Annotated in this window: 11 protein-coding genes; 8 read left to right on the forward strand and 3 right to left on the reverse strand. The window is 67.4% G+C overall.

Annotated elements, in window-relative coordinates:
* Window positions 1–166: 166 nt before the first annotated feature.
* On the forward strand, window positions 167–418 hold the full coding sequence (locus tag ACIBJH_RS11675) for a hypothetical protein (RefSeq protein WP_399116660.1): 252 nt from the start codon (window positions 167–169) through the stop codon (window positions 416–418).
* Here the strand turns inward: ACIBJH_RS11675 and ACIBJH_RS11680 are convergent.
* Together ACIBJH_RS11680 and aceE are read right to left on the reverse strand one after the other, a co-directional pair.
* Window positions 401–1183 carry a potassium channel family protein gene (locus tag ACIBJH_RS11680; RefSeq protein WP_399116661.1) on the reverse strand — a complete coding sequence of 261 codons (783 nt, stop codon included), beginning with the start codon at window positions 1181–1183 and terminating at the stop codon, window positions 401–403. The genes ACIBJH_RS11675 and ACIBJH_RS11680 overlap by 18 nt on opposite strands.
* Before the next feature lie 110 nt (window positions 1184–1293).
* A complete protein-coding gene (gene aceE / locus ACIBJH_RS11685) occupies window positions 1294–4026 on the reverse strand; it encodes a pyruvate dehydrogenase (acetyl-transferring), homodimeric type (protein WP_019067105.1) in 2733 nt (910 codons plus the stop codon).
* Between the two features lie 362 nt (window positions 4027–4388).
* On the opposite strand from aceE, the gene ACIBJH_RS11690 reads away from it, so the two are divergent.
* From ACIBJH_RS11690 to ACIBJH_RS11715, 6 genes are all read left to right on the forward strand, one after another.
* Window positions 4389–4826, forward strand: a complete 438-nt coding sequence (locus ACIBJH_RS11690) for a DUF3052 domain-containing protein (RefSeq protein WP_019067106.1) — start codon at window positions 4389–4391, stop codon at window positions 4824–4826.
* A 141-nt stretch (window positions 4827–4967) separates the two neighbouring features.
* Entirely contained in the window at window positions 4968–5426 is a 459-nt protein-coding gene (locus tag ACIBJH_RS11695; protein ID WP_399116662.1) for a peroxiredoxin, read from the forward strand.
* A gap of 113 nt (window positions 5427–5539) precedes the next feature.
* A complete protein-coding gene (locus ACIBJH_RS11700; protein WP_019060360.1) occupies window positions 5540–6115 on the forward strand; it encodes a TerD family protein in 576 nt (191 codons plus the stop codon).
* Between the two features lie 117 nt (window positions 6116–6232).
* The gene (locus ACIBJH_RS11705; RefSeq protein ID WP_262057739.1) at window positions 6233–6808 is read left to right on the forward strand and encodes a TerD family protein; all 576 of its coding nucleotides are present in this window, start codon (window positions 6233–6235) and stop codon (window positions 6806–6808) included.
* Between the two features lie 129 nt (window positions 6809–6937).
* Entirely contained in the window at window positions 6938–8083 is a 1146-nt protein-coding gene (locus ACIBJH_RS11710) for a DUF475 domain-containing protein (protein WP_399116663.1), read from the forward strand.
* A gap of 109 nt (window positions 8084–8192) precedes the next feature.
* Window positions 8193–8927 (forward strand): Tellurium resistance, encoded by a 735-nt coding sequence (locus ACIBJH_RS11715; protein WP_200717218.1) that lies wholly within the window; start codon window positions 8193–8195, stop codon window positions 8925–8927.
* Window positions 8928–9039: 112 nt separating this feature from the next.
* Here ACIBJH_RS11715 and ACIBJH_RS11720 read toward each other — a convergent pair whose 3' ends face one another.
* Window positions 9040–9816 carry a TerD family protein gene (locus tag ACIBJH_RS11720; protein ID WP_399116665.1) on the reverse strand — a complete coding sequence of 259 codons (777 nt, stop codon included), beginning with the start codon at window positions 9814–9816 and terminating at the stop codon, window positions 9040–9042.
* A gap of 176 nt (window positions 9817–9992) precedes the next feature.
* Between ACIBJH_RS11720 and ACIBJH_RS11725 the strand changes: the two genes are divergently transcribed.
* On the forward strand, window positions 9993–11159 hold the full coding sequence (locus ACIBJH_RS11725; RefSeq protein ID WP_399116666.1) for an HpcH/HpaI aldolase/citrate lyase family protein: 1167 nt from the start codon (window positions 9993–9995) through the stop codon (window positions 11157–11159).
* Window position 11160: the final 1 nt, after the last annotated feature.

Below are 11160 nucleotides of genomic sequence, written 5' to 3' on the forward strand. Positions count from 1 at the left end.
CGGTACGCGCCGCAGGTCACAGTAAGTCAAGTCCTCCGCAGGGCAGGGGGGACGGGTGGTCTGCGGCGCGCTGCCGGAGGGGGGCAGCGCGCAAGCAGGCTTTTTTCATGCGTACGGGGGTAAGCGTCGTAGGACGGAACTGGCGTGCACCCCCAGGGAGTTGACGATGACGGGCTCAGGAAATGGAACACGCACCCGGCCGGACCGCGCGACGCTCGCCGTCGTCGGACTGGTCTGCGCGATCGCGGGCTTCTTCCTGGCGGGCAACCTGGGGATCGTCCTCGGCCCGATCGCGGTGATCTGCGGCTGGCTGGCCATGGGCCGCAGGTGGGCGGGCGCACGCCGGGTGGTGGCCCTGGTGGCCCTGGTCCTGGGCGCGATCGACACGGTGGCGGCGGTTCTATGGACGTTCTTCTGAGCCGGGGCTGACCAGGCTCGGTACCCCCGCTCCCGGCACCCCCGCCCCGGACAGCGCCGCCACCTCCGCCCGCAGCGCCCGTACTTCCTCCGTCAGCGCCTCGATGGCCTCGGTCTGCCGGCGCTCCTCCACGTCGTCCTTCTCGAACCGGGCGATGAACCAGGTGGCGATGTTCGCGGTGACGACACCGAGCAGCGCGATCCCGGACAGCATCAGCCCGACGGCGATCATCCGACCGAGACCGGTGGTCGGCGCGTGGTCCCCGTACCCCACGGTCGTCATGGTCGTGAACGACCACCACACGGCGTCACCCAGCGTCCGGATGTTCCCGTTGGGCGAGTCCCGTTCCACGGACAGCACCGCGAGCGAGCCGAACATCAACAGCCCGACCACCGCGCCGGCGACATACGTCGTCAACTGGATCTGCGAGGCCATCCGGGCCCGCCGCCCGACGAGTATGAGCGTCGACACCATGCGCAGCAGCCGCAGCGGCTGGAGTATCGGCAGCACCACCGCGCACAGGTCCATCCAGTGCGTCCGTACGAACCGCCGCCGGTCCCGGGACATCGCGAGCCGCATCAGATAGTCGGCGGCGAACGCCGCCCACACCACCCACTCGACCGCCGTGCACACCTCCGTCAGTGAATGACCGGCGGTGGTGTCCACGATCGGCACGGCATAGGCCACGGCAAACGCAACGGCGAGCGCCAGCAGGGGCCGTTGAGTGAGCTGCTCCCAACGGGCTTGCGCCGATTGTTGCTTCATGCCCGCATGTTAGGGGGATGGGGGACGGCCTATGGGCGCCCCGAAGGGGCCGCCCTTCGGGGGCGCGGGGAACTGCGCGACCAGCCCCCACGCACCCGCAGGCAAAGAAACTACGCGTCCCCTCCGGCCACACCCGGGTCAGCCGAGGCAACATCCAGCAACTGATACCGATCGATCGCCTGCTTCAACACAGACCGGTCGACCTTCCCCTCCCGAGCCAACTCCGTCAGCACAGCCACCACGATCGACTCCGCGTCAATGTGGAAGAACCGCCGAGCAGCCCCGCGAGTGTCAGCGAACCCGAACCCGTCAGCCCCCAGGGACTGGTACGTCCCCGGCACCCACCGAGCGATCTGATCAGGAACCGACCGCATCCAGTCGGAAACCGCCACGAACGGCCCCTCCGCCCCGCTCAACTTCCGCGTGACATAAGGAACCTGCTGCTCCTCCTCGGGATGCAGCAGATTGTGCCGCTCGACCTCGACCGCCTCGCGCCGCAGCTCGTTCCAGGAGGTCGCCGACCAGACATCGGCCCGCACGTTCCAGTCCTCGGCGAGGATCCGCTGCGCCTCGATGGCCCACGGCACCGCCACACCCGACGCCATGATCTGCGCCGGAACCGTGCCCGAGGCGCCCCGGCTGATGCGGTGGACGCCCTTGAGGATGCCCTCGACATCGACGTCCGCCGGCTCGGCCGGGTGCTGGATCGGCTCGTTGTAGACGGTGAGGTAGTAGAAGACGTCCTCACTGTCGGGGCCGTACATCCGCCGCAGCCCGTCCTGCACGATGTAGGCGATCTCGTACGAGTACGCCGGGTCGTAGGCGACACACCCCGGGTTGGTCGAGGCCAGCAACTGCGAGTGTCCGTCCGCGTGTTGCAGACCCTCACCGGTCAGAGTCGTACGGCCCGCGGTCGCACCCAGTACGAAACCACGCGCCAACTGGTCGGCCATCTGCCAGAACTGGTCACCGGTGCGCTGGAAACCGAACATCGAGTAGAAGACGTAGACCGGGATGAGTGGCTCGCCGTGCGTGGCGTACGCCGAACCCGCCGCGATCAGCGAAGCGGTGCAGCCCGCCTCCGAGATGCCGTCGTGCAGCATCTGCCCGGTCGGCGACTCCTTGTACGCGAGCAGCAGATCGCGGTCCACCGACTCGTACTGCTGGCCCAGCGGGTTGTAGATCTTCGCGCTCGGGAAGAACGAGTCCATGCCGAACGTGCGGTACTCGTCCGGCGCGATCAGCACGAACCGCTTGCCGATCTCCTTGTCCCGCATGAGGTCCTTGAGCAGCCGTACGAACGCCATGGTGGTGGCGATCGACTGCTGGCCCGAACCCTTCTTCACGCTCGCGTACGTCTTGTCCTCGGGGAGAGCGAGCGGCTTCGAGCGGACGACACGGGTGGGGACGTAGCCGCCCAGCGCGTTGCGCCGGTCGTGCATGTACTGGATCTCCTCCGAGTTCCGGCCCGGGTGGTAGTACGGCGGCGCGCCGGACTCCAGCTCCTGGTCGGTGATCGGGAGGTGCAGGCGGTCGCGGAAGCCCTTGAGGTCGGCGACCGTCAGCTTCTTCATCTGGTGCGTGGCGTTGCGGCCCTCGAAGTTGGGGCCCAGCGTCCAGCCCTTGACCGTCTGCGCGAGCACGACGGTCGGCTGGCCCTTGTGCTCCTTGGCTGCCTCGAAGGCCGCGAACACCTTCCGGTGGTCGTGGCCGCCGCGCCCCAGGTGCAGGATCTGGTCGTCGGTCATGTTCTCGACCATCGCGCGCAGCCGGTGGTCGTGCCCGAAGAAGTGCTCGCGGATGTACGCGCCGGTCTCCGTGGCGTACGTCTGGAACTGGCCGTCCGGCGTGGTGTTCAGCTGGTTCACCAGCACACCGTCGCGGTCCTGGGCGAGCAGCGGGTCCCAGGTGCGGTCCCAGACCAGCTTGATGACGTTCCAGCCGGCACCGCGGAACTGCGACTCCAGCTCCTGGATGATCTTGCCGTTGCCGCGCACCGGGCCGTCGAGCCGCTGGAGGTTGCAGTTGACGACGAAGGTCAGGTTGTCCAGGCCCTCGCGCGCCGCGATCGACAGCTGGCCGAGCGACTCCGGCTCGTCCATCTCGCCGTCACCGAGGAACGCCCACACGTGTGACCTGGAGGTGTCCGCGATCCCGCGCGCCTCCATGTAGCGGTTCATCCGCGCCTGGAAGATCGCGCCGAGCGGGCCGAGGCCCATGGACACGGTCGGGAACTCCCAGAAGTCCGGCATCGACCGCGGGTGCGGATACGAGGACAGCCCGTACGGCGCCTTCGACTTCTCCTGGCGGAACGCGTCGAGCTGCTGCTCGCTGAGCCGGTCCAGGAGGAACGCGCGGGCGTAGATGCCCGGCGAGGCGTGCCCCTGGAAGAAGATCTGGTCGCCGCCGTCGCCCTGGTCCTTGCCCCGGAAGAAGTGGTTGAAGCCCACGTCGTAGAGGGAGGCGGAGGAGGCGAAGGTGGCGATGTGGCCGCCGACCCCGATACCGGGACGCTGGGCCCTGGACACCATCACCGCGGCGTTCCAGCGGGTGGCGTTCAGGATCTTGCGCTCGATCTCCTCGTTGCCGGGGAAGAACGGCTCGTCCTTGGTGGCGATCGTGTTGACGTAGTCCGTGCTGCGCATCTCGGGCACGGCCACGCGCTTCTCGCGGGCCCGCTCGATCAGCCGGAGCATCAGATAGCGGGCCCGCTCACGGCCGCGCTGGTCCACGGCGGCGTCGAGCGAGTCGAGCCACTCCTGGGTCTCTTCGGGATCGAAGTCAGGAACCTGACTCGGAAGGCCGCCAATGATGATCGGATTGCGATCGGATCCGGAAGCCACGCTGTTCCTTACCTGTCAGAGGGAGCTGGGTGAGGGGGCTGCACCGTTCCCCATGGTCTACCGCGGGGCGGCAATCGTCATCTCTACCGTGAGGTAACCGTGACTCGTTTAGCAAAGTCATTCGAGTCGCGTACCCTCGGAGGGTTCTCAAACGTGCAAACCGGGCAGAACGCTGTGGTGTACGTCACCAGCGGCCGCGATAGCGTGCCTGGAGTTGCGGCGACACGGCCAGGATCGTCACCGTTTCGGCGTTCCGAATCGCCGGGTACTTGCGCGATCCGGCCCGTCCGTGTGGACTACGGCCAATGCTTCGCGCACGCGCGATGCTGGACATTCATCAAGACATGATCAGGAGGCAACCCGTGAGCGCGACCGCGGACCACGCGGAGGAGCGGACGAACCCTGCCGCAAGGCTGGGGTTCCAGCCCGAGCAGGTGGTCCAGGAGATCGGCTACGACGACGACGTAGACCAGGAACTCCGCGAGGCCATTGAAGAAGTCATCGGCAGCGACCTGGTGGACGAGGACTACGACGACGTCGCCGATGCCGTGGTGCTGTGGTTCCGCGACGAGGACGGCGACCTGACCGACGTGCTGGTGGACGCCATCTCGTACGTCGAGGAGGGCGGCTCCATCCTGCTGCTGACGCCGAAGACGGGCCGTGACGGCTACGTCGAGCCGAGCGACATCTCGGAAGCCGCCACGACCGCGGGACTCTCCGCGGCCAAGAGCGTCAGCGTGGGCAAGGACTGGAGCGGCAGCCGGCTGGTGACGCCCAAGGCGGCCAAGTCCAAGAGGTAGTCCACCGAGGTACCTCGATCGTCGAACCCCGGACGGGCTGGCCACGCCAGCCCGTCCGTCCGCATGCCGTGATCGCTGCGTAGGGTGGTGGGCCCAGGGTGCTCTCACCCGAACAGCCCCACCGAAGGGATGCAGGACGAGATGGCGATCCAGGTCGGCGAAAAGGCCCCCGATTTCGAGCTCAAGGACAACCACGGCGCCACCGTGAAGCTCTCCGACTTCCGCGGTGACAAGAACGTGGTGCTGCTCTTCTACCCCTTCGCCTTCACCGGCGTCTGCACCGGCGAACTGTGCTCCCTGCGCGACAACCTGCCGCAGTTCACCGACCGCGACACCCAACTCCTCGCGGTCTCCAACGACTCCATCCACACCCTGCGCGTCTTCGCCGAACAGGAGGGCCTGGAGTACCCGTTGCTCTCCGACTTCTGGCCGCACGGCAACACTTCGCGCGCGTACGGCGTCTTCGACGAGGACAAGGGGTGCGCCCTGCGCGGCACCTTCATCATCGACAAGGAGGGCGTCGTGCGCTGGACCGTCGTCAACGGGCTTCCGGACGCACGCGACCTCGGTGAGTACGTGAAGGCCCTCGACACCCTGTGATTGTTAGGTTCCAGGGCCTGCGTGGGCCGGGAACCCGTCACTAGGATCGAGACGTTGATCCGATACCGACGCACTACGGGGCATCCCCGCCCCTGGACACCAATGGAGGACTCGTGGGAGTCAGCCTCAGCAAGGGCGGCAACGTTTCACTGACCAAGGAGGCCCCGGGCCTGACCGCGGTCATCGTCGGTCTGGGGTGGGACGTCCGCACCACCACCGGTACCGACTTCGACCTCGACGCCAGCGCACTGCTGCTGAACAGCGCGGGCAAGGTCGCGAGCGACGCCAACTTCGTCTTCTTCAACAACCTCAAGAGCCCCGACGGCTCCGTCGAGCACACCGGCGACAACACCACCGGTGAGGGCGAGGGCGACGACGAGGCGATCAAGGTGAACCTGGCGGCGGTCCCGGCAGACGTCGACAAGATCACCTTCCCGGTCTCGATCTACGACGCCGAGAACCGCCAGCAGTCCTTCGGCCAGGTCCGCAACGCGTTCATCCGCGTGGTGAACCAGGCCGGCGGCGCCGAGATCGCCCGCTACGACCTCTCCGAGGACGCCTCGACCGAGACGGCCATGGTCTTCGGCGAGCTGTACCGCAACGGCGCGGAGTGGAAGTTCCGCGCCATCGGCCAGGGCTATGCCTCGGGCCTGCGCGGTATCGCCCAGGACTTCGGCGTCAACGTCTGACGTCCGCAGGCTTCACCGCCCGGCGCCGCACGGTCAGCGTGCGGCGCCGGGGGGTTCCCCTCCGGGGGAGCGCACAACAACTCACACAGCAGCATCGCCTCGGGGAGGACCAGCACAATGGGCGTCACACTCGCCAAGGGGGGCAACGTCTCCCTGTCCAAGGCCGCACCGAACCTCACGAACGTACTGATCGGGCTCGGCTGGGACGCGCGTTCCACGACCGGAGCCGACTTCGACCTCGACGCCAGCGCACTGCTGTGCAACGGCGGCCGGGTGCTCGGGGACGAGTGGTTCATCTTCTACAACCAGCTCAAGAGCCCGGACGGCTCGGTGGAGCACACCGGCGACAACCTCACCGGTGAGGGCGAGGGCGACGACGAGTCGATCCTGGTCGACCTCACCAAGGTGCCGGCCAACGTCGACAAGATCGTCTTCCCGGTCTCCATCCACGACGCCGACAACCGCGGCCAGACCTTCGGCCAGGTCAGCAACGCCTTCATCCGCGTCGTGAACCAGGCCGACGGCCAGGAACTCGCCCGCTACGACCTCTCCGAGGACGCCTCCACCGAGACGGCCATGATCTTCGGCGAGCTCTACCGCTACCAGGGCGAGTGGAAGTTCAGGGCGGTCGGCCAGGGGTACGCGTCCGGTCTGCGGGGCATCGCGCTGGACTTCGGGGTCAACGTCTCGTAAAGGGCCTTGGTCCCGACCGGCTGTCCCGGTCCGGGGAGTCTCCCTCTAGACTCAGTGCTCGACGTCAAATTTTAAGTAAAGCCGAGTGCGGCGCGGGGGAGACCCGTACACACAGGGATTGGGTAGCCAGTGCTTCTGAAAACCTTCGGCTGGTCGTTCGCGGTCACCGCGCTCGGCCTGGTCGCGGCGGCGTTCTACGGGGGGTGGGAAGCCTTCGGAATCGTGGCGATCCTGGCCGTCCTGGAGATCTCGCTGTCATTCGACAACGCGGTGGTCAACGCCGGGATCCTGAAGAAGATGTCCGCCTTCTGGCAGAAGATCTTCCTCACGGTGGGCGTCCTGATCGCCGTCTTCGGCATGCGGCTGGTGTTCCCCGTCGTCATCGTCGCCGTCACCGCCAAGATCGGCCCGATCGACGCGGTCGACCTCGCGCTCAACAACAAGGACCACTACCAGCAGCTGGTCACCGACGCCCACCCGGCGATCGCGGCCTTCGGCGGCATGTTCCTCCTGATGATCTTCCTCGACTTCATCTTCGAGGACCGGGACATCCAGTGGCTGCGCTGGATCGAGCGCCCGCTCGCCAAGCTCGGCAAGGTCGACATGCTGTCGGTCTGCATCGCGCTGATCGTCCTGCTGATCACGTCCTTCACCTTCGCTGCCCACGCCCACCAGCACGGCGGCGCGCACACCGACAAGGCGCAGACGGTCCTGATCGCCGGCATCTCCGGCCTGATCACGTACATGATCGTCGGCGGACTCTCCGGCTACTTCGAGGACAAGCTCGAAGAAGAGGAGGAGCGGGAGCACGAGGAGGAGGAAGAGGCCGCGCGCACCGGCAAGCAGCGCTCGGCGGTGGTCCTCGCAGGCCAGGCCGCGTTCTTCATGTTCCTGTACCTGGAGGTCCTGGACGCGTCGTTCTCCTTCGACGGCGTGATCGGCGCCTTCGCCATCACCAACGACATCGTCCTGATGGCACTGGGCCTGGGCATCGGCGCGATGTACGTCCGCTCCCTGACGGTGTACCTGGTCCGCCAGGGCACCCTCGACGACTACGTCTACCTGGAGCACGGCGCCCACTACGCGATCGGCGCCCTCGCCGTGATCCTCATGGTCACCATCCAGTACCAGATCAACGAGGTCATCACCGGCCTGGTCGGCGTCATTCTGATCGGCTGGTCGTTCTGGTCCTCGGTCCGGCGCAACAACGCCATCGCGGAAGCCGAGGGAAAAGCCGGCTCGGACGAGAAGACTGAGGTCTCGTCCGGGGTGTGACAAGCTCCCTGGTAAGGGAACGCTCTGTTCGGGGCGGCAGACAGAGGACATGCCCTCGGTCCGCCGCCCCGACAGCTTTGTCGTGAGTGATGTGGACGTGGGGGCGGGAATGGGCTTCTTCGACGGAATCTGGCGGCGCGAGATCGACTTCGACTCGGGCAGCGCGGCCAGCAACGCGATCGAACTGACCAAACGGCACCACCAGGTCTCGCTCACCAAACAGGGCGCGGCCACCGGCAACCTGCGCGTCAACCTCACCTGGCGGATGCGCACCTCCGACATCGGCGGCCTCCAGCGGGACAGCCTGCTGCGCCACCCCTTCAAGGCCCTCAAGCCGCCCGAGGTCATGGGCCACAGCCAGAGCATGGTCAACGTCGACCTCGACCTGGGCTGCCTCTACGAACTCATGGACGGCACCAAGGGCGTCGTCCAGCCACTCGGCGGCCTCCTCGGCGACGTCAACTCACCCCCGTACGTCAAGCTCAGCGGCGACGACCGCTTCGGCTCCGCGTCCGGCGAGACGATGTACGTCAACCTCGACCACCGCGACGAGATCAAGCGCCTCCTGGTCTTCGTCTACATCTACGACCAGACCCCCGCCTTCGACCGCACCCACGCGATCGTCACCCTCTACCCCAGCAACGGCCCCCGCATCGAGATAGGCCTCGACGAACGCCACCCTCAGGCCCGCTCCTGCGCGGTGGTGATGATCGAGAACGTCAAGGGCGAGTTCGTGGTCCGCCGAGAAGTGAAGTTCGTCTACGGCTTCCAGGCGGAGCTGGACAGGTTGTACGGGTGGGGACTGCAGTGGGGGCGGGGCTACAAGACGAAGGTGGAGCGCTGAAGCGCCCCGAAGGGGCAGCTTCAGGGGCGCGGGGCTGTATCGATTTGCGGCTCCGCCGCGCGGGCGCGCCCAGCCCCCACCGGCCCGCAGCGAACGAACTACCCACCCGCCCTCAGATGAACTGCGGCCCCTGCGGAGGCAACCGAAAATCCGGATCCACCGCGGAAGCGACAGGCACCGGCTGCGGATACCCATACGTCCCGTCCGCAGCCGCCGGAGCGGCCTGCGGATACCCGTACGCAGGCTGAGTCACCGGCTCCTGCGCCGGCGGATACCCGTACCCGGACGACTGCACAGGAACCGCCGGAGGCAACGGCTGCGAAACCTCAGGAGCGCTCGCCGCCTCCGACTCGTCGACCGTGATCCCGAAGTCCATGGCCAGCCCGCGCAGCCCGTTCGCGTACCCCTCACCCAGCGCCCGGAACTTCCACCCCTCACCCCGCCGGTACAGCTCCCCGCAGATCAGCGCGGTCTCCTCGCCGGTCTCCGGCTTGATGTCGAAATACAGCAGCGGCTCACCCTCGGCGACGGCGGCGTCGTACAGCGAGATGCGCAGGCCCAGTACGCGGTCGAAGGTCTTGTCCTCCGCCGATGCGACCACCAGAATCCGGCTGACTTCGGGCTCGACACCGGCCAGATCTGTCTGGATCGTGTCGGTGGGGCCCTCGGCGACACGCTTCTTGCCGAGCCACCAGACCTTCCCGGACGGATGCCGGGGCTGGTTGTAGAAGACGAAGTCCTCGTCGGAACGCACCTGACCGGCGGGGCCGAGGAGCAGAGCAGAGGCATCCACGTCCGGGACACCCTGTCCGGGCGTCCAGCGCAGCACGGCACGTACCGTGGTGGCCTCCAACGGGACGTTCGACCCCTTCAGCATCGCGTGCGTCATGCGGTCATCCTGCCCTCTCGGTCCTGGTCACGACAACGTGGGGGTTCGGACACCGACACGGCCGAGTTACCTGAAGTTCATGCCCGGCGGGAACCCCTGACATGGATTTGTACGTACTATTACCGGCCACCTATCGAAAACAATCACGAGTCACATCGTCACCACGGGGGAGCTTTATGCGTCATTTCGGGCACATTGCCCCTGAGGTGCGGCACCGTCTCTTCTTCCAGGAGCCGTGCGAGTTCGACGCGGACTCCCCGGCCCGGCTGCTCGCCGCGGCCCTCGGCGCCACGCTCTACAGCCCGGCCACCAGGCCCCACCTGGCCGACGACATCGTCAAGCTGGCCGGGCGCGGCGTCGTGTCGATGGTGCTGTGCCTGGAGGACTCGATCGGCGACGAGGACGTCCCGGCCGCCGAGGAGAACCTCGTCCAGCAGTTCACCGAGCTGGCCGCCCGCCCGGGCGTGGAGCTCCCGCTGCTGTTCGTCCGGGTCCGCGTGCCCGAACAGATCCCCGATCTGGTCCGCCGCATGGGCTCGGCCGTACGACTCCTCTCCGGCTTCGTGATGCCGAAGTTCACCGAGGAACGCGGCATGCCCTTCCTGGAGGCACTGGCCGCCGCCGAGGTGTCGAGCGGCCGCCGCCTCTTCGGCATGCCGGTCCTGGAGTCGCCCGAGCTGCTCTACCGCGAGTCGCGCGTCGAGACCCTGGAGGGCATCTCCCGCGCGGTCGACAAGTACCGCGACCGCGTCCTCGCCCTGCGCCTGGGCGTGACCGACTTCTGCTCCTCCTACGGCCTCCGCAGGGCCTCCGACATGACGGCCTACGACGTCCAGATCGTCGCCAACGTGATCGGCGACGTGGTGAACATGCTGGGCCGGGCCGACGGCACCGGCTTCACGGTGACCGGCCCGGTGTGGGAGTACTTCCGGGTCCAGGAGCGCATGTTCAAGCCGCAGCTGCGCCGCAGCCCCTTCCTGGAGGGCCAGGCCGAGGAGCTGCGCGAGGCGCTGATCGAGCACGCCATGGACGGCCTGCTGCGCGAGATCGCCCTCGACCAGGCCAACGGGCTGATGGGCAAGACCTGCATCCACCCCACGCACGTGCTGCCCGTGCACGCGCTGTCCGTGGTCAGCCACGAGGAGTTCTGCGACGCGCAGGACATCCTGCGGCCCGAGCGCGGCGGCGGGGGTGTGCTGCGCTCGGCGTACACGAACAAGATGAACGAGGTGAAGCCGCACCGCGCCTGGGCCGAGCGGACCATGCTGCGCGCCGAGATCTTCGGCGTCGCACGCGAGGACGTCGGCTTCGTGGAGCTGCTCGCCGCCGGAATCCCCGGCTGAA

It is taken from the genome of Streptomyces sp. NPDC050548, from assembly GCF_044457385.1.
Classification (GTDB): domain Bacteria; phylum Actinomycetota; class Actinomycetes; order Streptomycetales; family Streptomycetaceae; genus Streptomyces.

Coding starts and splice junctions, on each gene's coding strand:
- ACIBJH_RS11675 (WP_399116660.1), top strand. CDS start 167: ATGACGGGCTCAGGAAATGGAACACGCACCCGGCCGGACCGCGCGACG.
- ACIBJH_RS11680 (WP_399116661.1), bottom strand. CDS start 1,183: ATGAAGCAACAATCGGCGCAAGCCCGTTGGGAGCAGCTCACTCAACGG.
- ACIBJH_RS11695 (WP_399116662.1), top strand. CDS start 4,968: ATGGCGATCCAGGTCGGCGAAAAGGCCCCCGATTTCGAGCTCAAGGAC.
- ACIBJH_RS11705 (WP_262057739.1), top strand. CDS start 6,233: ATGGGCGTCACACTCGCCAAGGGGGGCAACGTCTCCCTGTCCAAGGCC.
- ACIBJH_RS11715 (WP_200717218.1), top strand. CDS start 8,193: ATGGGCTTCTTCGACGGAATCTGGCGGCGCGAGATCGACTTCGACTCG.
- ACIBJH_RS11720 (WP_399116665.1), bottom strand. CDS start 9,816: ATGACGCACGCGATGCTGAAGGGGTCGAACGTCCCGTTGGAGGCCACC.
- ACIBJH_RS11725 (WP_399116666.1), top strand. CDS start 9,993: ATGCGTCATTTCGGGCACATTGCCCCTGAGGTGCGGCACCGTCTCTTC.